The following is a 22,225-nucleotide window of genomic DNA, read 5'->3' on the forward strand; positions in this document are numbered from 1 at the left end:
ACGAGAGAAACAAGAGGAGAAGGCAAATGGCCGAGATCAAGGATCCCGAAAACACCGTCATTCTGGAAACCACCAAGGGCAAGGTTGTCATTCAGCTTTTGCCGCAGGTCGCCCCGGAACATGTCGCCCGCATCAAGGAACTCGCTCGCGAGAAGGCCTATGACGGCGTCGTCTTCCACCGCGTCATCCAGGATTTCATGGCCCAGACGGGCGATGTCGAATTCGGCAAGAAGGGCTCGGAAACCTTCAATCCCGGCCGCGCCGGCATGGGTGGCTCTTCGAAGCCGGATCTGAAGGCCGAATTCTCCGCGACCACGCATACGCGCGGCACCTGCTCGATGGCCCGTTCGCAGAACCCGAACTCGGCCAATTCGCAGTTCTTCATCTGCTTCACCGACGCGCCCTGGCTGAACAAGCAGTATTCCGTCTGGGGCCAGGTCATCGAAGGCATGGACAACGTCGACAAGATCAAGCGCGGCGAGCCGGTTTCCGATCCGGACTCGATCGTCTCCATGCGGGTTGCCGCCGACGTCTGATTGTGATTTCTGCTGAAACCCGCCTTTGCGCATAGCTGCGCGGGGCGGGTTTCGCTTTGCCTGAAAGTGCCCCGATGCGCGTAGACCTTTTCGATTTCGATCTGCCGGATGAACGCATCGCGTTGAGGCCTGCCGAGCCGCGCGACAGCGCGCGCCTGCTCGTCGTTGATCCGAATGCGGAAAGCCACCTGTCGGATCATCGCGTCGGCGATCTCACCTCCTTCCTGCGGGCTGGCGATGCGCTGGTCTTCAACGATACCAAGGTCATTCCCGCCCAACTCGAGGGCATCCGCCATCGCGACGGCGCCGGCGGCCAGCAGGTGTCTGCCACACTGCACATGCGCACCGGCCCCAACCGCTGGAAGGCCTTTGCCAAGCCGGGCAAGCGGATCAAACAGGGCGACCGCATCTCCTTCGGCCATTCCGGCGAAAGCTGTTTCCTCGGTTCGCTCGATGCCGCCGTCGAGGAAAAGGGCGAGGCCGGCGAGGTGACGCTACTGTTTGATCTCTCGGGCCCGGCGCTCGACGAGGCGATCGCCGCCGTCGGCCATATCCCGCTGCCACCCTATATCGCCGCCAAGCGCCCCGAGGATGAGCGCGACCGCGCCGATTACCAGACGATCTATGCTCGCGAGGAGGGCGCCGTTGCCGCCCCCACCGCCGGCCTGCATTTCACGCCTGCGCTGTTCGAAGCGCTCGACAAGGCCGGCATCGAACGCCATTTCGTCACGCTGCATGTCGGTGCCGGCACCTTCCTGCCGGTCAAGGCCGACGATACCGACGATCACAAGATGCATCTCGAAAGCGGCTATGTCAGCGCCGAGATCGCTGCCCGGCTGAATGCCGTGCGGGAAAGAGGCGGGCGCATCGTCTGTGTCGGCACGACCTCGTTACGGCTCGTCGAGAGCGCGGCCGAGGAAGGCGGAGAGATCATGCCCTGGGCCGGCGCTACCGGCATCTTCATCACGCCCGGTTACCGCTTCAAGGCGGTTGACATGCTGATGACCAATTTTCATCTGCCTCGCTCGACGCTGTTCATGTTGGTCGCGGCCTTTGCCGGCTTCGAGACCATGCACGCGGCTTATAAACACGCCATTTCGACGGGCTACCGCTTCTACTCTTACGGCGACGCGAGCCTTCTTTTCCGGAAAGACAAATGACAGACAACTTCAAATTCACCCTGAAGATGACCGATGCCGGCGCCCGCCTCGGCCAGATTTCCATGCCGCGCGGCGAGATCCGCACGCCGGCCTTCATGCCTGTTGGTACCGTCGGCACGGTCAAGGCGATGTATCTCGACCAGGTGCGCGAGACCGGCGCCGACATCATCCTCGGCAATACCTATCACCTGATGCTGCGCCCGACGGCCGAGCGTGTCGCCCGCCTTGGCGGCCTGCATAAGCTCATTCGCTGGGAGCACCCGATCCTGACCGATTCCGGCGGCTTCCAGGTGATGTCGCTGTCCGGCCTGCGTAAGCTCGACGAACAGGGCGTTACGTTCAAGTCGCATGTCGACGGCAGCCTGCACCATATGTCGCCGGAACGCTCCATCGAAATCCAGGGGCTGCTCGGCTCCGACATCCAGATGCAGCTCGACGAATGCGTGGCGCTGCCGGCCGAGCCGAAGGAGATCGAGCGGGCCATGGAAATGTCGCTGCGCTGGGCCGAGCGCTGCAGGGTCGCCTTCGGCGAGCAGCCCGGCAAGGCGATGTTCGGCATCGTCCAGGGCGGCGATATCCCGGCACTGCGCATCCGCTCGGCCGAGGCGTTGAGCCAGCTCGACCTCAAAGGATATGCGATCGGCGGCCTTGCCGTCGGTGAGCCGCAGGACGTTATGCTGCAGATGCTGGAAACGACGCTGCCGGTCCTTCCTCTGGAAAAGCCGCGTTACCTCATGGGCGTCGGCACGCCTGACGATATCCTGAAATCGGTCGCGCGCGGCATCGACATGTTTGACTGCGTCATGCCGACCCGTTCCGGTCGTCACGGTCTGGCTTTTACCCGCCGCGGCAAGGTCAATATCCGCAATGCCCGCCATGCCGAGGATATGCGCCCGCTCGACGAACAGTCGAACTGCCCGGCCTCGCGCGATTATTCGCGTGCCTACCTGCACCATCTCGTCCGCTCCAACGAAGCGCTTGGTGGCATGCTCCTCTCCTGGAACAACCTCGCCTATTATCAGGAACTGATGCAGGGCATCCGCAAAGCGATCGCCGAAGGCCGATTCGCCGATTTCATGGCGGAAACGCAGGAGGAATGGGCGAGGGGCGATCTCGAACCAGTGTAAGTCTATTCCGCCCCCGCGTTGCTTACCGCAGGAACTGCGGACGCCGGGTTTGGCACAACCATCATTTTAAGTTTTTTGCGCACTGGCTCGTCGAAGTGAATAGCGGCGATGCCAGCCACAATGAAAATTCCGACTACGACGACCATACCGGCTGCCGGAGAAGCAGGAAGGTCAAAGCCCTTTTGCCGCAGTGACTGCAGCAGACTGAAGATGGGGCTATGCAGGATATAAATCGGATAGGAAAGCCTCCCGAGCCAACGGAATACCAGCTCGACCAGGCCGGTCTGTCTCGTGCGCATCGCAAGCCAGACAATGGCCGGGAAGACCACGAGGCATATTAAAAAATCAAAATACGGGAAACCGAAGAATATGCGGGCTGGTATGTTGGTTATGAAGATCAGACAAGCACAGAGAAAAAGGCCTATAACGTTGCCGTTATTGGCTGTATTCGGTTTCTGGACCTCATATAACCTGTAAAGGCAGATTCCGAGCGAGAACGAGAACAGCACTCTTGAAAAGCCAAATCTGAAATCGCCCGCCTCGGGACCAATATCGAAATTACCTCCGACCAATGCCCCATAGATGGTGATGCCGGCCGCCGCCAGGGCGATGGCGAGCAAGCTTCTGAATGACAGTCGTATCAGAAGCATGGAGAACAGCACTCCGGCCCAGAGCTCGAAGAAGAGTGACCAGCTAGGCCCGTTGAAGGGAAAGATACCTTCCTGGCTTGCGCTTGGAATGAACAGGATTGCCCTCAGCAGAAGGTCCGCCAGGGTGGAGTAGTCCAACCCGTTTTTAAGTGCATAGCTGAAAAGGCCAATCGGAAGCGAAAGAAGATAAAGAGGATAAAGCCGAATGATACGCTGTAGGAGAAGCCCGGCGGGCGAAATCTGCCCTGTTATCAGTCGCTTCTCATATGAATTTGTAAGAACGACGCCGCTCAACAGAAAGAAGAAGTCAACGGCAAGGTAACTGATATTCGCCGGGATCGGACCCAGAGTACCACCCGTGTGGAGGAACATGACCATGATAGCCGCAATTCCTCGCAACGCCTCAAGAGCTGTAAAAAATTGCTTACCAGCGTTCACCGCAACAACCCTCCGTTGGCACTTTGTTACTCCAGGAGGATTTCGAAATTGTTATTGCAACGAAACCGTGCGGTCGGTTGAGTTTCCACCAAAGAGTGGAAACAGCGCGTCAGATGCCCTTGCTGTCCGCATCGGGCATGATCTGCACGCCGTTGATCCTGTAGCCGCCGTCCGGTTGGCGGATGATCTGGTAGATCGCCGTCCAATCCTTGCCGTCGCGGCCTGAGATCAGCACCTCGTGATAGATCAGCGCGCCGTTGTCGATCGAGCGGCTGCGTCCGAAGGCGTAATTGCCGGGGTGATAGACCGGCTCGTAGCTCTTTTTCACCATGGCGAAGAACAGGTTCTTGTCGGGATATAGTGCCCGGATGCCGGGAGCGGCGAAGGAATAGGCGGTCTCGGCATCGTCCTTGAGGAAGGCCTTGATCTGGGCCTCGATCATCGTCCGCGTCGTGTCGATCGGATCTTCGGCGCGGGCCGATACAGGGGAGAGGGCGGACGCGGCACACAGAATGAGAACTGCGAAGAAGGCGCGCATGGGGGATCTCCGGCTCTATCGGGGAACGACCTCCGATAGAGTAGAAGTGTAGGCGATTTCTAGCGCAAGGAAAGCGGACTTTACGACCAGCGGCGGAACAGGGCACTGGCATTCACCCCGCCGAAGCCGAAACCGTTGGTGATCGCATAGTCCATCACGACTGGCCGCGCCGTCTTGCCGACGATATCGATGCCGTCGGCATCAGGATCAGCCTCATCGAGGTTGCGGGTCGGAGGCGCGATCTGGTCGCGCAGCGCCAGGATAGTGAAGATCGCTTCCAGCCCGCCGGCCGCTCCAAGCAGGTGGCCGGTCGCCGATTTTGTCGCGCTGACGGCAATGCCGCCGTCGCGGCCGAAGACCGTGCCGATCGCCGCGATCTCGCCTCTGTCCCCGACCGGTGTCGAGGTCGCATGCGCGTTCAGATGCCTGACCTCTGAAGCCGGGATCTTCGCTTGCCTGAGTGCTGCCTCCATCGCCCGGCGGGCGCCGTCGCCGTCTTCGGGGCCTGAGGTCATGTGGTAGGCGTCCGCCGCCGTGCCGTAGCCGACGAGTTCGGCAAGCGGTGTGGCGCCACGGGCAAGTGCATGCTCCAGCGTTTCGATGACCAGGATGCCGGCGCCTTCGCCCATGATGAAACCGTCGCGGGCCACGTCGAAGGGGCGCGACGCCAACTCCGGCGTCTCGTTGAAGCCGGTGGAAAGGGCACGGGCAGCGGCAAAGCCGCCGAGGCTCACCTTGTCGATGCAGGCCTCGGCACCGCCGCAGATCGCCACATCCGCTTCACCGGAGCGGATCAGCCGCGCCGCATCGCCGATTGCCTGGACGCTGGCCGCGCAGGCCGTCACCGGCGCCCCGAGCGGCCCCTTGAAGCCATAACGGATGCTGACCTGGCCGGCGGCGAGGTTGACGAGAAAAGAGGGCACGGTGAAGGGCGACAGCCGCCGCACGCCGCGCGTTTCGCCAATCCGCACCGCTTCGGCGATCGCCGGAAAGCCGCCAACCCCCGACGCGATGATCGTTGCCGTGCGCTGGCGCTCGCCTTCGTCGGTCGGCATCCAGCCTGCCTGTTTTACTGCTTCCTCCGTCGCCGCCATGGCGAAGTGGATGAAGCGGTCCATCTTCTTCTGGTCCTTGGGCGTGATGTAACGGTCGGGATCAAAACCGGCCTCAGCATCTTCCGCGATACCGGGAACGATGCCTCCAACCTTGGCCGAGAGCTCGCCGACGATATCCTCCGCCAGCACCCTCAACCCGGAAACGCCGTCGAGAAGACGCTTCCATGCAGGTTCGACGCCGGTGCCGAGTGGCGAGACAAGTCCCATGCCGGTGACAACGATGCGATCCATTTCCTTTTCCTTTCTATGCGTCGATGCCGAGATACCAGGCGCGCATGCGGGCGATCCGCTCGTGCACCTCGTCGTCGGCGGCGGGGCCTGCAAGCAGGCTGGTGTTTTCGGGGGTCACTTGTTCGCCGGTGCGCGCATCGACCAGCATCGTCTCGCGCACTCTGCCGGAAGCGGCATCGCCCAAGAGAAAGGAGAGGTCCTCTTCGGGGATGTGCCGGTTTCCCCAGGAAAACAGCGTCATCAGAACAGGAAAGAAATCACGGCCCTTTTCCGTCAGCAGATATTCGTAGCGGGCAGGGCGATGATGATAGAGCCGCCGTTTGAACAGGCCCTTTTCCGTCAGATGTTTGAGCCGCCGCGTCAGGATGTTCGGCGCCACGCCGAGGCTTTTCTGGAATTCGTCGAAGCGCGAAAGCCCCTGGAAGGCGTCGCGCAGGATCAGCATGCTCCACCAGTCGCCAACGCTGTCGAGCGCGCGTGCCGCCGGGCATTTGAAGTCGCTGAAGCTTGTCCTTTGCATGGCCGATGTCACTATAGCAGTAACTATCATCATGCAAGTTACTATCTGTTGTCGCCCTCGAAAATGCGGGCGAGCACAATGCCTGTGACGAGCATGCCGACTGCCACGAAGATCGTGTCACCCGGCGTGCCGATATAGAGCGGCCCGACATTGGCAAAGAGCAGGAAGGCGATGAGGAAATTCGCCCATCCCCAGACGACATTGGCTGTCGGCGAGCCGAGCTTTGCGCCTTGCGCGAAGGGAATCCGGAACGGCCTGCCGCTGACGCCGTTGACGAAATGTGGGACGCCGTTGGTCAAAAATGCCGCGGCGACGAAATGGGCGATATAGGCGATCCAGGGCAAAGGCTTCTCCGTTGCGGCACGAGTAGTGTCAACGGAGAATGTGGCCGGGATTTAGGCTCCGGCAAGAGGGAGAGATGCGACCGCCCGTGACGCTTTGGGCCTGCCGCCTGAAAGGCGACGGGCCGACCGGGTCAGACAAGCAGGAAGTCTTTGAAGTGAAGTGCTGCGGAATTATCGAGATCCGTAACATGGATGGCCGCGCCCGCCGCGCTTCCATCCGCGTCATAGGATAGAATGCCGCTCGCCTGATCGTAGATCAGCTTGTCATCAGCCTCGAGCGCTTTCCTTCCCAAAACGAAATTCTCATCCGAAAATCCGGATAGGCTAAGCTCGGCGAAAATCGAATGATCGAGCATCAGCTTGTCGCCCGCCGCGGAGGAAAAATCCCGGATCTTGTCGACGCTGGTATTGTCGGGCTTCACATCGAAGACGAAGGAATCGCTGCCGCCGCCGCCGGTGAGAACGTCAGCACCGGCCTTGCCGATCAGCTTGTCGTTTCCGAGCCCGCCGATCAATCGGTCGTTTCCTTTCCCGCCGTTGAGGGAATTGTTTCCGTCGTTGCCGGTGAGAATGTTGGCCGTATTGTTGCCCGTCGCGCTGAGATTGCCCGTCCCGGTCAAAGTGAGGTTTTCGATCGTTCCGACCGTATGCTTCTGATCGGCCAGGCTGAAGGAGATCGAAGCCTTGACGGTATCTGTTCCACCGCCCCGGCTTTCGTCGACGATTTGATTTGCATTGGTCACGGTGAAGGTGTCGTTACCGGTGCCGCCATAGAGATGGTTGGTGGCCGGCGGCGGTGTGCTGGCGCCGGTGCCTGCTACCTCGATGATCAAGGGATGGTCGACGACATCGAGCGGCAGCGACGACACGTTGCTGAGGCTTTTGATCGCCGTCGTTCCTGTCACCGGGTCGAAGACCTTAACGGAGCCAAACGAGGCCCCGAGATTGACTTTGACGGCTGTTGTCGTGGCCTGAATAACCGTGTCGGAGGACTGGCTCCAGATATCGGGCTCGTTCCAGACGATGATCTGGTAGCTTCCGTCCGATTTTTCCGTCAGCAGGCTCCGGGCCGAGGACGGCAGGCCGTCGATCGAATAATTGAGGGTCCCCGCGCTGAAGCTTGCCTTCGCGGCGCCGTCATCCGCAAGGATTTCGGTCAGATTGTGGATCGCCGTCGCAGCCGGCTTGGCCGAATAGTCGAGATGAAAAAGGCCGAAATGCTTTTCCTGATTGGTGCCCTGCGGATCGGAATAGGCGTCCAGCAGCTCGTAGATGAACGTCTGTTTTGATCCGAGTGCGGCGCCGTCCATCAGCGTATTGAGCAGGAGCTTTGCCTGCGTCGCTTCACTGACGCCTTCCCAGCCGCCATTGGTGTCGGCGGTCAGCGAGGTGTGGTAGCCGGTCTCGGTGATCGCCAGCGGCTTGCCCGGATCGGCAGCGCGCTGCACGCCGGATTCTCGGGAGAGCCATGAATATGGCTGGTCGCCATCCTTCGCATAGGTGTGGATCGTCGTGTAGTCGGAGGCGGAAGCCACGGTATATCCGGTAAAGCCGAGAACGGGGATATTTTTCAGCAAGGGATCGGCGTTGACGTCGGCAGACAGGTCCTTCTGATAGGCGAGCGCTGCGGCTTGGCCGCTCAGGCCGTGATAGCTGACTGGCCAGTTGTTGACTTCGTTCGGACCTTCGATACCGACGACCGATCCTGGATGGGCCTGCACGAAGGAATGCAGCCGCTGGGCGACAGTGGCGGGGTCGACTTCCCGTTGGGCGCTGAAGACGAATTGCACGCCGGCCTCGGCAGCATCGCCGAGATGCGTTTGGCCGTTGGGATCGGAAGCGGAGTTGGGGGCGTGATCGCGAACTGTATCAAGGCCAAGATAGTCGAGTGCTTTAACAACTTCTCCGACGTTGGAATATTTTCCATCTGTGTAGTCGATATGCGTATCAATTCCAAAGGAACGAATAATATCGTTTATTCTAACGGCTTGAGCCATAGATTTTTCTCCCAGTTTACGAGGGAATCGGCGATGGGACTTTATCCCCATTTCTGATGCCAATTCGATTTACACGAGGAGGGTCGTGCGGCGCGGCCTCGTTAACCATGATATATTGTTCCGAATGTGGCCCGTTTCGGATTGTATTTATTATGAAATCTGCGCTTGAATTTTTTCGTTCGGCCGGCTGATCATGCGCGAGTGGGACGGCCCATAGGCAGAGTCTGGCGAAATCCGACATGGCCTGGAGGATCCGATGACCGTCAATGTTCAGTTCCGGTTTCGCAGCGGCTTGCCCTCGATGGCGTTCGACAATGTCCGTCTCCGCGGCAGTTGGGACGAGCAAGGCCGAGCCTCGAACGATTGGGCGTCTCACCCAATGCAGCGTTCTCGTGACGAGGATGGTTATGATGTTTTTGTCGCCCGCGTGCCCTTTCCCGATGGCGAGATCGGCACGCATTTTCGCTGGGGGAATCGAACTCGATCGGCCCGGCATTTCAGACCTGTGGGCGATCGCCGCCGAACTGGACGACGAGACCTCGACGCGTCGCGAGCGCTCCTTCGATCTCCAGCGGGGGATAGCGCCGCAGACCTATATCTGACATGGATCGGCCGCCTGGGGGCGAACCGCGTTGAATGGCGCGACGGTGTCGACTGCATCCGCTTCTCGGTCTGGGCGCCGAACACCCGGGATGTCTTGCTCGTGCTCGCCGATCCGGCCGTTGGCTATGTCGCCGATGACGGCACCATAGCGCTCGCAACCATCGGGATGCGCAGGACCGTTGATGGATTCTGGAGCGTTGAAACCGGCGACGACGACGGACTTTCCGATTTCGACAGCGTGGCCTGCAAAGCTGTTCGGTCGTCTGCGACCCGAAGCGGGTGGTGCTACCGTCGAGGCGTTCTGGGCAAGGCGGCGGAAGAATCAGAGCCACGAAAGGAGTGTTGAATGCCGTGCTGCCGGCATCAGGCGTTCTGGTCTTTCGCAGGCTGTGACGCGTGCCACGGCCGGAACGGTCAGACAAAGCCGAGCGGCAGATTCTCGACTTTCCTGTCATTGCCGTAGTCGCGCTCATGCGGCGTGCGCCGGCGCCCTTCGCGGCGAGCGGAAAGATCGATGCGGTTTTCGGCAAAGATCCCATCGGGATAGGTGCCGGTATCATGGCAATCGGCGTCGATCTTGGGGGCAAGGATTTTCAGGATCATTGGGGTTCCTCCAGGCGCAGCATCAACATTTGGAAAGGTCGTCTGGTTCCGCTTATAAACCCCGAATTATTAATAAATTAACCATAAAGCTTAAGAGCAAAGGGCGCCGCCGCATTCGATCCGTCAGTCTCGCAAAGGTGACATTTAGTGGACGATTGATGACGAAGACATCGACGCCAGCATCCCCTCGGTCGCCCGGATCAGCCGCGCCGTGCGCGCCATCACCTCGGTTCCAGCCTGCGTCTCGGCAATCGCGGTTGCCATACCGTCCAGTCCGTCCGCCACCTGGATCAGTTTCGGCAGCATATCGGCTCGTCCGACCGCCTCAGTCGATCTGGCGAGCTTACGCAGCGCCTCTGAATAGCTCGATATCAAAGCGAGTTTCTGGTCTGCGGGAATAATAGAGAACGAGCGTTTCTCGGAAGGCGACAGCGGCGATTTCGGCATGGATGCGACCTATTGAACTGCCAATGAACTCGCATGGCCGCTTTTTGTTCCGAGCTGGCCCATTGTCCCGGGCCTGTCGCCTTGCCTCGAAATGGCGTTGCCGTGGAACTCCGGACCTGGATCGCCGTTGAGGTGCATGAATATAGGAGGTTCCCATGCAGCTGATCGATACTCGGGTGACACAGGCCGGCGACATCTTCACCGTCGAATTCCTGGGCGAGGGAGGAGAATCGATTTCTGTCAAAATCGACAACTCCCATGGCGAACTCGACGATACGACGGCGGTCGACCACGCCAAGGTCATGATGGTTCAGCTGACCGCCTTTGCCGGCAGCGAAGCAGATGGCAGCATCAACCGCTACGATGCCTTGAGCAACGGCAATTTCGACGAAGGCAGCAAAGGCTTGATCGGTGAGCCGAGTGCGCGTTCGACCGGTGACAGGCAAGCGCTGGAAGAGGAACTCGATGAAGGCCTCGAGGACAGCTTTCCTGCAAGCGATCCTGTCTCGGCAACGGTGTCGTCCATTCCCGCCAACGCGCCACGGCACTGATTGCAACGCAATCTCAATTCCAAATGCAGGTAAAGGCTGCCCCGGTTCCCGTGGGCAGCCTTATGCTTGGCAGCGACGAGGCAAAGACCGGATTGGTGATGTTCGGGATCAGCACGCCAACCACCACGGGCCTGCGTCCTAGCCGCCATCCTGCCCTGAACGCGACCCATGCGCCGATGTCGCCATCGAAAACGTCTCCGAGGCGCAATCCCCTTGGGCGGGTTCGATGACAATGGTCTGACACCCAGAGCATGATGCCGAAAAGTGTGAGCGGTTTTCGGACGACATCATGCTCTAACTATTTAATGTAGAACAGGATTCAGATTTTAGGCCGACCGGGCCTAAAATCATCGTGTTCGAGGCAGAGTTATCGACTTCTTATTTATTCATAAACATGGAAGTTGCTGAGGAATGCAACCTGTGGAATAGTCAGGTTGACGCCATCTACCCCTCTTCATTCTCATCACCTGGACAAGAATGTCTCACAAAAAAATGGAATGCTCCACGGCGTGGTGGTTTTTTGCGACGGTCTCCCTTGTCGCAAACTTCGCGTTACCAGCCTATGCGGACACCTCGTCCGTGCCCTGGCCACAAACGCAAAGCGACATGCAAGCCGAGTCCGACGTGCATTTTGGCACGCTCGCCAACGGTATGCGGTTTGCGATCATGCGCAATGTCACGCCGCCCGGACAGGCAGCGATCCGCTTTCGCATTGGCTCCGGTTCGCTCGACGAAAACGACGACCAGCAGGGCCTGGCGCATGTTCTTGAGCACATGGCCTTCAAGGGTTCGACACATGTCGCCGAAGGGGAGATGATCCGTATCTTGCAGCGCAAGGGCTTGGCCTTTGGACCGGACACCAATGCCCATACCTCCTATGACGAGACCGTCTATGCGCTCGATCTGCCCGAGGTCGATGCAGACACAATTTCGACGGGCCTGATGCTGATGCTAGAAACGGCGAGCGAGCTGACCCTCGATGCCGGCGCCTTCGATCGCGAACGCGGTGTCATCCTGTCGGAGGAGCGGCTGCGCGACACGCCGCAGTATCGCGCGTCACTCGGAATCATGAATTCGCTGCTCGCCGGCCAGCGCGCGACCATGCGCGCGCCGATAGGTAAAGCCGACATCATCAGCAATGCGCCCGTGGACCTCGTCCGTGATTATTACGGGGCCAATTACCGACCCGATCGGGCAACGCTGATAGTGGTGGGCGATATCGACCCCGCCGCCATGGAAGTCGAAATCCGGCAGCGCTTCGGCGACTGGAAGGCCGTGGGTCCGGCGCCGACAAAAGCGGATCTTGGCGCGCTGGAGACGAAAGGCGAAAGCGCCGAGGTCATCGTCGTTCCCGGCGGCATGACCAGCATACAGATCGCCTGGACGCGTCCCTATGACGCCGCGCCTGACACCTTCGCCAAGCGCCGCGCTGGGCTTATTGAGGATCTCGGTTTCCTGGTGCTCAAACGTCGGGTGAGCGCCATCGCCAGCAAGGCGGATGCCCCTTTCATCAGTGCGGACGTCGGCTCCCAGGATCTCCTCGATTCCGCCCATGTCGTCCTGATCGCGGCGAACTCCGAGCCGGACAAATGGCAGGCGGCGCTCACGGCCATTGACCAGGAACAGCGCCGGATCCAGGAGTTCGGCGTTGCGCAGGCGGAGATCGATCGCGAAATTCGCGAATATCGCTCGGCCCTGCAAGCTGCTGCGGCCGGAGCCGCGACGCGGATGACGACCGACATTGCTTCCATGCTGGCTCGCAGCGTCGATGACGATCAAGTCTTCACCTCGCCCGCCGAAGACCTCTCTATGTTCGAGACGATGACGAACGGCGTCACGGCGGACGAGGTCAATGGGGCCTTGCAGCGTGCTTTCTCCGGCAACGGTCCGCAGGTCGTGCTACAGGCGGACCAATCACCTGAGGGTGGAGCCGACACGGTTCGGCAAGTCTATGACGCTTCAAATGCCATTGCCGTCTCGGCACCATCAGGTGCAACTGATGTCGCCTGGCCTTACACCCATTTCGGCGAACCGGGCGCTGTGGTCGAACGCCGTGCGGTTGAAGATCTCGGCTTGACCATGGTGCGCTTTTCCAACGGCATTCTGCTTACCGTCAAGCCAACCAGGCTGCGTGCCAACGAAGTGCTGGTACGCGAAGATATCGGCCGCGGTCGGCTGGACCTGCCGCACGACCGTTCCGCTGCGATCTGGGCATCTCCGGCCGTCGTGCTGTCTGGCGTAAAGGCCATGGATTACCAGGATATACAGAAAGCGCTGACCGCCAACATTGTCGGCGTCGACTTCTCGGTCGGCGACAGTTCCTTCAGGTTCGACGGTCGTACACGGACTGAAGATCTTGCGACGCAGTTGCAGCTGATGAGCGCATACACCTCCGATCCAGCCTATCGCCCCGAGGCGTTCAAGCGCGTGCAGCAGGCCTATTTGAGCGGCCTCGATCAGTACAACGCGTCGCCCGGCGGCGTTTTCAGCCGCGATTTCGCAGGTCTCGTGCATTCCGGCGACCCGCGCTGGACCTTCCCCGACCGCGCGCAGTTGTCCGCCGCCAAGCCAGACGAATTCGAGGCGCTGTTCCGGCCCATGGTTTCCAATGGCCCCATCGACATCACCATCGTCGGCGACGTAACAGTGGACGACGCAATCCGCCTGACGGCTGAAACCTTTGGCGCTTTGCCGCCGCGCCCGGAGACGGCGTCAAGCAACGATCGGGACGACGTGCATTTTCCGGCGACGACCGAGAAGCCCGTTTTGCAGACCCATAGCGGTAGGGCAGATAATGCCGCCGCCGCCGTAGGGGCTTCCATCGGAGATTTGCTCTCCGATCTGCCGCGGTCCTTCACCGCCAATATTGCCACCCAGATTTTCCAAAACAGGTTGATCGACCAGTTTCGCATTGCAGAAGGAGCAAGTTATGCCCTGCAGGGCGATGTTGAGCTTTCAAGGGAAGTTCCCGGCTACGGCTACGCATATTTCTACGTCGAGACCGACCCGGCAAAGGTTGCGCGCTTCTATGAACTTGTCGACGAGACCGCCAATGATCTGCGGTCGCATGATGTCTCCGAAGACGAGCTCGCGCGCGCCCGGGGACCCATCATCGAGACATTGAAGCATCAGCAGCAGAGCAACGAGTATTGGATCGAATACCTGCACCACGCCCAAGAGGATTCGCGTCGTTTAGACCGGATACGCGATAGTCTCAGCGGCTACGGCAAGGTCACCGCCGGGGATATCCGCGCGTTTGCCGCGGCCTATTTGAGCCCGGAAAAATTCTGGAAATTCGAAGTGCTGCCGGTGGTGGTACGATAGGTGTTGAGCACGCTCAGGAACGACGTCTGACCACGCGCATGTTCATTTCCGAGCGAACAGCGAAGCCCTGCGTTTCGTAGAGGGAAATGGCCGAGGTATTCGCCGCATAGGCATGCAGATAGGCCGTGTCGCCGGTGGATGCGATTTCGCCGGCGACGAAACGGAAGAGCAGGGTGCCGAGGCCGCGCCCCTGAAAATCGGCATGGGTGCAAAGCCCGCTAAGCTCGGCAAAGCCAGTCTGCCGCATCCGCTGCCCGGCCATCGCCACCAGGCGGCCCTCGCTTCTGATCCCCCAGAAGCTGCCGAGGCTCTGGGCTCGCAGGGTGAACGGCCCGGGTTTGGTCAGTGTCGCCAGCGCCAGCATGTCGGCGGCATCGGACTCCGTCAGCGGCTGGATGCGAGGATCCGAAATTCGCTCATGAGGCCGCTCGGCAACCATCTGGACCACCGATGCCTCTGTGACGACGGCTAAGCCCGGTGGAATGGCGATCGGTCCCGCCTCGACGAGGATCATGCTCTCCTCCGGCGCTGGCAGCTCCTCCAGGGCGTCGAGGCTTTCCGGCGCATCGTCGGCGGACGCCGCAAAGGGGACGATGGACGGCGGGTACCGCCGTGCCTTCTCATTGCCTTCTGCGAGATCGGCATGTGCGGTTTCCAGCGCGCTCCAGATCGGCCGGTCGAGAATATGTTTCATCATGTTTCCTCCTTGACAGGGCTGCGGCGCGCAAGCGGTGCCACCGCAAGCCCGTCCTCGATAGCGGCCAGCTGTTCGAGGATCGGTCCGTCGAGATCGCCGCAGAGATCGGCAACAGCGGCGGCGATGCGTGGCCAGATCACCTTCTTCGAATGATCGACGAGGTCCTGTCCCTTGGCGGTCAGCGAGACCAGTCTGCGACGCTGATCGTCCGGTGCCGGTTGCATGTCGACGTAACCGAGTTCGAGAAGCTGGCCGGTGGTGCGCGTTGCGCCGGGCTGGGTGATGCCCACCGCCTGCGCAAGCTCGCCGATCGTCAGCGGTCCGGCCCGGTCGATCGCCGCAAGGAACGGATATTGGCCCGCCTGAATGCTGAGCCCGGCCTCGTCGATGACCTGCTGCGTATCGGCCTGCAGCCTTTCTCCGATGCGCCGCAGCCGGCTGCCCATACATAGAAACCCGAGCGTTCGGACCACATCCTCGACCATGCCGATCTCCATTTGTATGGGAAATTATATAACATGTTATACATAAAATGGCAATTCTTCTGAGCCAAGGGCCGGCAGGCGAAGCCGGGGCAGGGCGGCACGAGCAAGTGCCTCGATCAGCCCCGCCATCTCCTGGCCATCAGCAACACCGCCAGCCCACAGTTGAGCAGGACAAGGGACAATGGCAGACCCTGATGTCCGATCAGTTGCATCGCCAGTCCTGTCGCGGGCGATCCGACGATGCCGCCGATGCCCCATACCAAGGCGAAGGCGGCGTTACCGGCGATCAGGGCCTGGCCGGTGAAACGCTCGCCGAGCAGGATCAGCGACAGGGTGTAGATCCCGAACGAGACCCCGCCCCAGACGAAAAGCAGCGGCCAGATGAGCCACGAATTGAAGGCCGACGGCAGCAGCAGACAGCTGGCGAGGCAGGCCAGGACGCAGAAGAGCATCATCCGCGTCGAGCCGAACCGTTCGGCCAAGCGCCCGAGTAAAATCTGCAATACGGCATTGCCGGCGATGAAACAGGTGATGAGCGAAGCGATGCGCTCCTCGGCGCTGCCGAGTGCTGCGCCATAGACCGCGAAGAGGGAAAGCAGGATCTGCTCGAAGGCGGCAGCGGTAAAAACGGCAAACAACAGCAGTGGTGCTAGCGCGAAGAAGCGGCCCACCGTTGTTGCCTCGCCTTCACCAGGCATGTCGGGCAGGCGTGGGACGACCGCAAGCACGATCAGGCCGCAGAGGAGGAAGGCCGCAATGCCGATCGCGAAGGGCGGCCAACCCTCCGTGCCGGTGAGCCAGAGCGACAGCGGGCCGATGGCGAAGCCGCCCGAAACGATCGATGAATAGAGACCCATGATCCGGCCCCGGCGTGGCGCCGGCGTGATCGAGATCAGCCAGGTTTCGCTGATCACGTAAAGCGGATTGGCGAAGACGCCGAGCAGGAAGCGCAGCGGCATCCAGGCCCAGACGTCCTGCGCCCAGGCAATCGTCATTAGAGTGAGCGCGGCCAGGATCGAACACAGGATCGCCAACCGCGCCCCACCCACGCGCGGTGAAAGCGCAGGAATGAAGGGCGCCGATAGGATGAAACCGAGCGGCGTCATCGCCGCCGACAAGCCGATCAGGCCTGATGTCGTCCCTTGCCGTTCCAGGATGAAGCTGAGCAGCGGATAGGTCAGCCCCTGCGCCACGGCAAACACCGTGACGGTCGCGATGATGCCCGCCATCGCGGCCCATGGGGTCCGATCCACTCGCGGCGATGTCGTGCCGTGCAAGTGTCGATCCGACACGTCCGCCGGCTCCACGCAGGAAATATCGTTCACAGCAACCTCCATAGGGTTGAAGGGCCGGGGGCCTTTCACCTGAAAGAGGACGAATTCTGCAGGATAGGGTGAGCGTCGTACTTAAGCTTTCCCAAAAAGTTCTCAAAAACGTCCAAACAGACTAAACAGGTCAGCATCGAATTCTCAAAAGTCCTCACCACAGCAATTTCAGCCGGACATCATCAGGACCATCAGTAAATGACCGCCTCACCTTCCTTTCTTGGCCTTCCCGATCGCCTCGCCGATGGTCGCTTGCCCCGAGCGGTGATCTTCGCAGCCGCTCACGGCAGCACCTATCCCGGCAAGGACGGCAGCGGCTATGTCTTGGCGGCCGGCGCCATCCGCGCTGCGAGCCAGGATGATGCCGCGCTCGTCGAGCACTGGGATTTCGATCTCGGCGGTCCGCTGTTTGACCACAATCCGGTCTGCTGCGTTGACGCTGGCGACGTTCCAACCATCCTTCATGACAATGCCGGCAATCGAGCCCGGATCGAGGCGAGGACGCGCGAGGTCCTGTCAATGCCCGCAGTGCCGATCCTGCTCGGCGGCGATTGTTCCGTGACCATTCCCTTCCTCGCTGGCTTTGCGGACCACGAGCCGGTCTGGATCCTGCAGATCGACGCCCATATCGACTGGCGCGACGAGGTGCATGGCGAGCGCCACGGCTATTCGAGCCCGATGCGTCGGGCGAGCGAGATGCCGCATGTCGCCGGCATGGTCCAGGTCGGCCTCCGCAGCGTCGGCAGCGCACGCCTCGCCGACATTGAAGCGGCGCGGGCCTACGGCAGCCGCTTCGTGACCGCCCGCGAGATTCATGCCGAGGGGACCGAAGCAGCTCTCCGGCATATTCCGGAAGGAGCGCGGGTCGTCGTCACCCTCGACTGCGACAGCCTCGATCCCGGCATCATGCCGGGCGTGGTGGCGCGTACGCCCGGCGGCCTCACCTACACTGAGGTGATCGACCTGATCGCGGGCCTCGGCAGGCGGGCCAGAATCGCAGGATTCGACCTTGTCGAGCTCTATCCTCCTGCCGACATTGACGGCCTGTCGGCCCTGACCGCCGCACGCCTTCTGGTCAATGCGGTCGGCGCCATCGTCCGGCAAGATTGAAACCCTGTTTCCTCTGGCAGCAACCAGTGCATGGTGCGGTGCGTTTTCGCTTCTAAAGCAATTCCAGGAAAAGTGCGAAGCGGTTTTCCGTCCGGAATTGCGTAAAAACAAAAAGCTAGAGCGGCCCTGCGCTTCCATTAAAAGCTGAACCGCTCTAGGCGACCTTGCCCAGACGAGGCTCCGTCCCGGCCAGTAGCCGCCGAATGTTGGTGCGATGGCGGGCAATCACGTAAATGCCGCCTGCGATCACCAGCAGACGATAGGGCAGCGGTTGTTCCAAGCCGCAGACGAGAGCGATGGCCGTCAATGCTGCCAGTATCGAACTCAGGGAAACAATCCGGAAGGCCGCCAACGTAACGCCGAAAACCGCCACAGCGCCCAAACCTACGGGCCATGACATCGCCAGCAACACGCCGAGCCCTGTAGCAACCGACTTGCCTCCCGTAAAGTTGAGCCAGACCGAACGGCCATGCCCCAACAACGCGGCAAGTCCTGCGAGGCAAACAGCCCAAGGCTCTAAGCTTTGCAGGTCAAGCGCTGTCGGTGGCGTGCCCGATGAGACTGTCGAGAACCAAGGGTAAAACCAGCGGGCAAAGACGACTGCTCCCACACCTTTCAAGACGTCGACCAGAAGCACCACAAATGCAGGCCATTTGCCGAGCGTTCGCAATACATTCGTTGCCCCGGTGGATTTAGAGCCATGCTCCCGGATATCGATGCCCCTGATCAGTTTGCCCGCCAGATAGCCCGAGGGTGTGGAACCGAGGAGATAGGCGATCGTCAATCCAACTGCACCCGCCATCCAGAAAACCATGGGAGTCACCTCGACGCTCTATTTTCAGGCAGTCATTATTTGGTCGTCACCGCAATCGGCCATTGGAATACGATTTACACTGATCGCGTCCTCGATGCCACGCGGCCTAAGCGGGCGAACAGTTCCATCCAAGCTTTAATGACTCTAGGATGCGCCTTATGCAGGGATCGCGTTTTGCCTTTGGACCATTCGTGCTTGATCCGGCTGCGGGAACGCTTCTTCGGAACGATGATCCCGTTGCCGTCGGCCACCGCGGGGTCAAGCTGCTTGCAGCGCTTGTCGGACGACCCGGCGAAATCTTGGGCAAGGCCGAGTTGATGGACGCGGCGTGGCCGGGCATATCAGTCGAGGAGGGCAACCTCACTGTCCAGATTGCGCAGCTGCGCAAGCTGCTTGGTCCGGCCGCGAACGGCGGTGAATGGATCTCCACGGTTCCGCGCATCGGCTACCGCTTCATAGGCGCCATCAACCAGCTTGGCGGCGTGAAGCGAAAAGCTTTGCCGCTGCCTGACAAACCATCGATAGCAGTGCTGCCATTTGTCAATATCAGCAACGATCCCGAGCAGGAATCCTTCGCCGACGGGCTGACGGAAGACCTGATCACCGACTTATCCAGAATGCCGGGCCTGTTCGTCATCGCCCGCAACTCGGCCTTCGCCTACAAGGGAAAGGCGAGGGACGTAGGCGAGATCGCCGAGGAGCTCGGCGTACGCTACCTGGTGGAGGGAAGCGCAAGACGCGTAGCAGGGCACGTGCGCGTCAACGCCAAGCTGGTCGATGCGGCAAGTGGCGATCATCTATGGGCGGAACGCTTCGATCGCAGCCTCGACGATATCTTTGCCGTTCAGGACGAGGTCACCGGCAAGATCGTCGAAGCGCTGCTCGGGCGGCTGCGCGCACCGCCATCGCGCAATCGGCCCAAAAATTTAGAGGCTTACGATCTCTGCGTACGGGCGCGCAGGCTGATGGATGATACGCCGCAGACGGCGCGGGAAGCGCATCTGATGCTGACGCGCGCGATTGCCCTCGACCCTGATTATGCCGAGGCGTACCGCTGGCTTGCCATGAACCACTGGATGGGAGAGGTCCATTCCGGCGGACCGACGGAACCCACACGCGGGACTGCTCTGGAACTGGCGCGCAAGGCGGTGGCGATCGATCCCAACGATGCTGGCTGCCGCTGGATACTGGCTTACCTGCTTGCCTATGAGCGCAACTTTGCCGAGGCGGATGCCGAATTTGCCAAGGCGATCGAACTCGACCCGAACGAGGCCGACACCTTTGCGGCACTATCCGACATCGCGGTTTTAGCCGGGCGGGTCGGGGAGGGCCTCGAGCATATCGCCAAGGCTTTCCGGCTGAACCCGTTTCCGGCAAGCTGGTACTATCTGGCGCTCGGACAGGCGCAATATGCCGCCGGCCAATACGCAGCCGCTGTCGACACGCTGCGGAGCGACGAGACCTATCGCACGAGCTCACGCCGTTTCCTGGCGGCAAGCCTTGCTCAACTCGGCCGGCTCGACGAGGCGCGCGCCGAAGCCGAACTGTTTCTCGTCGCCAACCCGCATTTTTCAACCCGCCACTGGGCGAAGACCGAGCCATTCCGCGACGCTCGGACGCTTAAGCATTTCATCGACGGCTACCGTAAGGCCGGACTTCCGGAGTGACGCCGGCCTCAAAGACGGCCCGAGATTAGATGGTGCCGGGCCGCGCGGAGGTCGTAAATTGGCTCGCGGAAGACAAAAAATCCTCTTCGGCGGTAGGGAGTTTTCCGTTTGGCGTCAGGTCGTCGACCGCTTTGGGAAGATCGCGCTTCAGTCGCCCCAGAATCTCTTGATGCGAAAGGCCGGTATTGGCGGCGATCTCGTTCAGAACATCCGGGCCCAGTGCTTCCGCGAGCTGGCCGTCATCGATATCCGCATTCGGACCGGGCTTTACCCACGACTCCGCCGTGTCACCATGACCATTCTGCTGAAACGTCTTCAGCAGATCGCCGAGACCGCCGCTGACGATACTGCCGGATGTCAGTCCGCCGAGAAGGCCGCCGAGACCACCCGAACCGGCCAGTCCGCCAAGAAGGCCGCCTAGCCCGCCGGGCTGCGGGTTTCCCTCATCACCCGGCTGAGGGTTCTGGATGCCCCGCAGAAGCTCTCCGATCTTGTCTCTGTTTTGGTAGCCGGCAACGGCAAGGACGGCGAGAAGCGCCTTCAATTGACCGCTCATCATGATGAATCCTCCTATGGTGCTCCAACGTGCACGCGACCCACAAGCAGAGCGCTGCATGGGCAGCAATGTCCAGAGTGGCCAAAGGTTCCGCCGGTTTGAAAACAAGGCCGCGCGGGCCGCATTCCTTCGACAATCTCGAAGGCCCGGCCGCCCACCTCATTGCTCACGCCGCAGTCAGATTTCCGGGCAGCCTCGCCGGTTTGCGAAGGTCATTCGTTCCGGTCCGCGGCGCGTCATCCCCTGCACAACGATACTGCGGGGAGACATGCGTACGATCTGCGCCCTGCGAAGTCCTTCGCTGCGTGCGATGTCGAGAGCATCATCCGGATCGCATCCGCGCGGTCCGCGCCGATCATATCCGTCATATCGGTCACGATCGCGATTCCGATCGTAAACGCCGACGCCACCGGGGCCGACCCGCAACTCCAAGTCCTGCGCGGCCGCGATCGTCGGCGAGATCGTCAAGCCGCTTATCGCAGCCAAGCCGACCAGTACGCACTGAAGAGATTTCCGCATGAGTTCCTCCCATGATCCTATGTTTGTCGTAATGACAACATCGCCATGCGAGATTTGTTCCTTGAGGTAAGAGGGCTCGGTGCGGACGCCGAACGTGTCGTTCGTCTCATCGAAGGCGCGTCGCATGAATCCGATTCGATGCGGCGCGCTTTAAAGATCATTCGTTTCAAACAGCCATGTTCGACGCTGCCGACATCACTTCCCGAGGGGCGGGACCGCCGAACATATGGCGACCATCCTCCTCGACTTCCGTGAAACACCAGCGCACGACGCCATCCCGATCGAGCAGGAATTCGCCGACGAGTTGGCCGTGGCCGGTGGCGATCATCTGCTTGTCATCCTCGGTGATTTCATAGCCGTCCGCCTTGTCGAGGAATTCCGACGCCGCCATCGGGTCCATAGGCGCTGGAAGCTCGCCCGGCATGTCGATGCGCATCGACATCACCATGTTCATGCTGACTTTGCGCGGCCACTCATTCTCATCTTCGGTAAACTGAAGATTCGGCAGGCCGAAGGCCCTGTGCGATACCCGTTCCGGGTCCGAGGCCGCCAGCAAATTGGGAAGCGGATGGTAGCGGAAATAGAGGCGAGCGCGGTCGATCGGCGTGTTGACGATGGTCAGGCTGTCGATGCCTTTCTCCTGCAAGGCATCGGTGAGTTCAGCCATGGCGGCGATCTGCCGGCGACAGAAGGGGCAATGCAATCCGCGGAACAACCCGACGAGCACCGGCTTCTGGCCGCGAAAATCGTCGATGGCGACCTTGCCCTGGCGGGTGATCGCATCCAGCACCACGTTCGGCGCGCGATCTCCCGGCTGCAATGGTCTTGCGGCGTGGTTCTCCTGCATGTTTCGTTCCTCCCTTTATCT

23 protein-coding genes are annotated in these 22,225 nt (G+C 60.7%); 8 read left to right on the forward strand and 15 right to left on the reverse strand.

Features of this window, described 5'->3' with window-relative positions:
* The first annotated feature begins 26 nt into the window (after window positions 1–26).
* The 3 genes from AC2444_RS09855 (at window position 27) to tgt (ending at window position 2,823) form a co-directional block, all read left to right on the forward strand.
* A complete protein-coding gene (locus tag AC2444_RS09855; RefSeq protein ID WP_003559389.1) occupies window positions 27–536 on the forward strand; it encodes a peptidylprolyl isomerase in 510 nt (169 codons plus the stop codon).
* A 74-nt stretch (window positions 537–610) separates the two neighbouring features.
* Window positions 611–1,696 (forward strand): tRNA preQ1(34) S-adenosylmethionine ribosyltransferase-isomerase QueA, encoded by a 1,086-nt coding sequence (gene queA / locus AC2444_RS09860; protein ID WP_012757448.1) that lies wholly within the window; start codon window positions 611–613, stop codon window positions 1,694–1,696.
* Window positions 1,693–2,823 carry a tRNA guanosine(34) transglycosylase Tgt gene (gene tgt, locus AC2444_RS09865; protein ID WP_017994066.1) on the forward strand — a complete coding sequence of 377 codons (1,131 nt, stop codon included), beginning with the start codon at window positions 1,693–1,695 and terminating at the stop codon, window positions 2,821–2,823. Before queA ends, tgt begins: the two co-directional genes overlap by 4 nt.
* A gap of 2 nt (window positions 2,824–2,825) precedes the next feature.
* Here the strand turns inward: tgt and AC2444_RS09870 are convergent, their stop codons facing one another.
* The 6 genes from AC2444_RS09870 to AC2444_RS09895 form a co-directional block, all read right to left on the reverse strand.
* The gene (locus AC2444_RS09870; protein ID WP_041935524.1) at window positions 2,826–3,911 is read right to left on the reverse strand and encodes an acyltransferase family protein; all 1,086 of its coding nucleotides are present in this window, start codon (window positions 3,909–3,911) and stop codon (window positions 2,826–2,828) included.
* Between the two features lie 109 nt (window positions 3,912–4,020).
* Window positions 4,021–4,449 (reverse strand): DUF4864 domain-containing protein, encoded by a 429-nt coding sequence (locus AC2444_RS09875; protein WP_012757451.1) that lies wholly within the window; start codon window positions 4,447–4,449, stop codon window positions 4,021–4,023.
* An 80-nt stretch (window positions 4,450–4,529) separates the two neighbouring features.
* On the reverse strand, window positions 4,530–5,795 hold the full coding sequence (fabF, locus tag AC2444_RS09880) for a beta-ketoacyl-ACP synthase II (protein ID WP_012757452.1): 1,266 nt from the start codon (window positions 5,793–5,795) through the stop codon (window positions 4,530–4,532).
* A 13-nt stretch (window positions 5,796–5,808) separates the two neighbouring features.
* Complete coding sequence (locus AC2444_RS09885) at window positions 5,809–6,315, reverse strand: winged helix-turn-helix transcriptional regulator (protein WP_012757453.1); 507 nt, start codon at window positions 6,313–6,315, stop codon at window positions 5,809–5,811.
* A gap of 41 nt (window positions 6,316–6,356) precedes the next feature.
* On the reverse strand, window positions 6,357–6,659 hold the full coding sequence (locus AC2444_RS09890; protein ID WP_012757454.1) for a hypothetical protein: 303 nt from the start codon (window positions 6,657–6,659) through the stop codon (window positions 6,357–6,359).
* Between the two features lie 131 nt (window positions 6,660–6,790).
* Window positions 6,791–8,656: a calcium-binding protein gene (locus AC2444_RS09895; protein WP_012757455.1), complete on the reverse strand. Its 1,866-nt coding sequence runs from the start codon at window positions 8,654–8,656 to the stop codon at window positions 6,791–6,793.
* A 256-nt stretch (window positions 8,657–8,912) separates the two neighbouring features.
* Between AC2444_RS09895 and AC2444_RS09900 the strand changes: the two genes are divergently transcribed.
* The gene (locus tag AC2444_RS09900; protein ID WP_012757456.1) at window positions 8,913–9,605 is read left to right on the forward strand and encodes an early set domain-containing protein; all 693 of its coding nucleotides are present in this window, start codon (window positions 8,913–8,915) and stop codon (window positions 9,603–9,605) included.
* 68 nt (window positions 9,606–9,673) lie between these two features.
* Here AC2444_RS09900 and AC2444_RS09905 read toward each other — a convergent pair whose 3' ends face one another.
* Both AC2444_RS09905 and AC2444_RS09910 read right to left on the reverse strand, forming a co-directional pair.
* On the reverse strand, window positions 9,674–9,862 hold the full coding sequence (locus tag AC2444_RS09905) for a hypothetical protein (protein WP_012757457.1): 189 nt from the start codon (window positions 9,860–9,862) through the stop codon (window positions 9,674–9,676).
* A 144-nt stretch (window positions 9,863–10,006) separates the two neighbouring features.
* On the reverse strand, window positions 10,007–10,309 hold the full coding sequence (locus AC2444_RS09910; RefSeq protein WP_128449084.1) for a hypothetical protein: 303 nt from the start codon (window positions 10,307–10,309) through the stop codon (window positions 10,007–10,009).
* A gap of 155 nt (window positions 10,310–10,464) precedes the next feature.
* Here AC2444_RS09910 and AC2444_RS09915 point away from each other — a divergent pair, with 155 nt between their 5' ends.
* Both AC2444_RS09915 and AC2444_RS09920 read left to right on the forward strand, forming a co-directional pair.
* A complete protein-coding gene (locus tag AC2444_RS09915) occupies window positions 10,465–10,860 on the forward strand; it encodes a hypothetical protein (RefSeq protein ID WP_012757459.1) in 396 nt (131 codons plus the stop codon).
* Window positions 10,861–11,337: 477 nt separating this feature from the next.
* Complete coding sequence (locus AC2444_RS09920) at window positions 11,338–14,184, forward strand: M16 family metallopeptidase (RefSeq protein WP_012757461.1); 2,847 nt, start codon at window positions 11,338–11,340, stop codon at window positions 14,182–14,184.
* Between the two features lie 13 nt (window positions 14,185–14,197).
* On the opposite strand, the gene AC2444_RS09925 is transcribed toward AC2444_RS09920, so the two are convergent.
* The 3 genes from AC2444_RS09925 to AC2444_RS09935 all read right to left on the reverse strand — a co-directional run bounded on the left by AC2444_RS09925 (window position 14,198) and on the right by AC2444_RS09935 (window position 16,703).
* Window positions 14,198–14,878 carry a GNAT family N-acetyltransferase gene (locus tag AC2444_RS09925; RefSeq protein ID WP_041935655.1) on the reverse strand — a complete coding sequence of 227 codons (681 nt, stop codon included), beginning with the start codon at window positions 14,876–14,878 and terminating at the stop codon, window positions 14,198–14,200.
* Entirely contained in the window at window positions 14,878–15,366 is a 489-nt protein-coding gene (locus AC2444_RS09930; protein WP_012757463.1) for a MarR family winged helix-turn-helix transcriptional regulator, read from the reverse strand. Before AC2444_RS09930 ends, AC2444_RS09925 begins: the two co-directional genes overlap by 1 nt.
* 116 nt (window positions 15,367–15,482) lie before the next feature.
* Entirely contained in the window at window positions 15,483–16,703 is a 1,221-nt protein-coding gene (locus AC2444_RS09935; protein ID WP_050786622.1) for an MFS transporter, read from the reverse strand.
* Between the two features lie 186 nt (window positions 16,704–16,889).
* Between AC2444_RS09935 and AC2444_RS09940 the strand changes: the two genes are divergently transcribed.
* Window positions 16,890–17,801 carry an agmatinase gene (locus AC2444_RS09940; protein WP_012757465.1) on the forward strand — a complete coding sequence of 304 codons (912 nt, stop codon included), beginning with the start codon at window positions 16,890–16,892 and terminating at the stop codon, window positions 17,799–17,801.
* A gap of 154 nt (window positions 17,802–17,955) precedes the next feature.
* Here the strand turns inward: AC2444_RS09940 and plsY are convergent, their stop codons facing one another.
* Entirely contained in the window at window positions 17,956–18,615 is a 660-nt protein-coding gene (gene plsY / locus AC2444_RS09945; protein WP_012757466.1) for a glycerol-3-phosphate 1-O-acyltransferase PlsY, read from the reverse strand.
* A 158-nt stretch (window positions 18,616–18,773) separates the two neighbouring features.
* Between plsY and AC2444_RS09950 the strand changes: the two genes are divergently transcribed.
* Window positions 18,774–20,282 carry a winged helix-turn-helix domain-containing tetratricopeptide repeat protein gene (locus AC2444_RS09950; protein ID WP_012757467.1) on the forward strand — a complete coding sequence of 503 codons (1,509 nt, stop codon included), beginning with the start codon at window positions 18,774–18,776 and terminating at the stop codon, window positions 20,280–20,282.
* Window positions 20,283–20,307: 25 nt separating this feature from the next.
* Here the strand turns inward: AC2444_RS09950 and AC2444_RS09955 are convergent, their stop codons facing one another.
* The 3 genes from AC2444_RS09955 to AC2444_RS09965 all read right to left on the reverse strand — a co-directional run bounded on the left by AC2444_RS09955 (window position 20,308) and on the right by AC2444_RS09965 (window position 22,204).
* A complete protein-coding gene (locus AC2444_RS09955) occupies window positions 20,308–20,841 on the reverse strand; it encodes a YidB family protein (RefSeq protein WP_012757468.1) in 534 nt (177 codons plus the stop codon).
* A 174-nt stretch (window positions 20,842–21,015) separates the two neighbouring features.
* Window positions 21,016–21,357, reverse strand: coding sequence for a hypothetical protein (locus tag AC2444_RS09960; RefSeq protein WP_026157352.1), 342 nt, complete (start codon window positions 21,355–21,357; stop codon window positions 21,016–21,018).
* A 166-nt stretch (window positions 21,358–21,523) separates the two neighbouring features.
* On the reverse strand, window positions 21,524–22,204 hold the full coding sequence (locus AC2444_RS09965; RefSeq protein ID WP_012757470.1) for a peroxiredoxin-like family protein: 681 nt from the start codon (window positions 22,202–22,204) through the stop codon (window positions 21,524–21,526).
* Between the last annotated feature and the right edge of the window lie 21 nt (window positions 22,205–22,225).

It is taken from the genome of Rhizobium sp. WSM1328, from assembly GCF_057653715.1.

Excerpts from the sequence above, each read along its gene's own strand:
- AC2444_RS09960 (WP_026157352.1), bottom strand. The coding sequence starts at position 21,357 with ATGCGGAAATCTCTTCAGTGCGTACTGGTCGGCTTGGCTGCGATAAGC.
- tgt (WP_017994066.1), top strand. The coding sequence starts at position 1,693 with ATGACAGACAACTTCAAATTCACCCTGAAGATGACCGATGCCGGCGCC.
- AC2444_RS09895 (WP_012757455.1), bottom strand. The coding sequence starts at position 8,656 with ATGGCTCAAGCCGTTAGAATAAACGATATTATTCGTTCCTTTGGAATT.
- AC2444_RS09950 (WP_012757467.1), top strand. The coding sequence starts at position 18,774 with ATGCAGGGATCGCGTTTTGCCTTTGGACCATTCGTGCTTGATCCGGCT.
- AC2444_RS09855 (WP_003559389.1), top strand. The coding sequence starts at position 27 with ATGGCCGAGATCAAGGATCCCGAAAACACCGTCATTCTGGAAACCACC.
- queA (WP_012757448.1), top strand. The coding sequence starts at position 611 with ATGCGCGTAGACCTTTTCGATTTCGATCTGCCGGATGAACGCATCGCG.
- AC2444_RS09955 (WP_012757468.1), bottom strand. The coding sequence starts at position 20,841 with ATGATGAGCGGTCAATTGAAGGCGCTTCTCGCCGTCCTTGCCGTTGCC.
- AC2444_RS09920 (WP_012757461.1), top strand. The coding sequence starts at position 11,338 with ATGTCTCACAAAAAAATGGAATGCTCCACGGCGTGGTGGTTTTTTGCG.
- AC2444_RS09930 (WP_012757463.1), bottom strand. The coding sequence starts at position 15,366 with ATGGTCGAGGATGTGGTCCGAACGCTCGGGTTTCTATGTATGGGCAGC.
- AC2444_RS09915 (WP_012757459.1), top strand. The coding sequence starts at position 10,465 with ATGCAGCTGATCGATACTCGGGTGACACAGGCCGGCGACATCTTCACC.
- AC2444_RS09905 (WP_012757457.1), bottom strand. The coding sequence starts at position 9,862 with ATGATCCTGAAAATCCTTGCCCCCAAGATCGACGCCGATTGCCATGAT.
- AC2444_RS09910 (WP_128449084.1), bottom strand. The coding sequence starts at position 10,309 with ATGCCGAAATCGCCGCTGTCGCCTTCCGAGAAACGCTCGTTCTCTATT.
- plsY (WP_012757466.1), bottom strand. The coding sequence starts at position 18,615 with ATGGTTTTCTGGATGGCGGGTGCAGTTGGATTGACGATCGCCTATCTC.
- AC2444_RS09965 (WP_012757470.1), bottom strand. The coding sequence starts at position 22,204 with ATGCAGGAGAACCACGCCGCAAGACCATTGCAGCCGGGAGATCGCGCG.
- AC2444_RS09925 (WP_041935655.1), bottom strand. The coding sequence starts at position 14,878 with ATGAAACATATTCTCGACCGGCCGATCTGGAGCGCGCTGGAAACCGCA.
- AC2444_RS09900 (WP_012757456.1), top strand. The coding sequence starts at position 8,913 with ATGACCGTCAATGTTCAGTTCCGGTTTCGCAGCGGCTTGCCCTCGATG.
- AC2444_RS09875 (WP_012757451.1), bottom strand. The coding sequence starts at position 4,449 with ATGCGCGCCTTCTTCGCAGTTCTCATTCTGTGTGCCGCGTCCGCCCTC.
- AC2444_RS09935 (WP_050786622.1), bottom strand. The coding sequence starts at position 16,703 with ATGGAGGTTGCTGTGAACGATATTTCCTGCGTGGAGCCGGCGGACGTG.
- fabF (WP_012757452.1), bottom strand. The coding sequence starts at position 5,795 with ATGGATCGCATCGTTGTCACCGGCATGGGACTTGTCTCGCCACTCGGC.
- AC2444_RS09885 (WP_012757453.1), bottom strand. The coding sequence starts at position 6,315 with ATGCAAAGGACAAGCTTCAGCGACTTCAAATGCCCGGCGGCACGCGCG.
- AC2444_RS09940 (WP_012757465.1), top strand. The coding sequence starts at position 16,890 with ATGACCGCCTCACCTTCCTTTCTTGGCCTTCCCGATCGCCTCGCCGAT.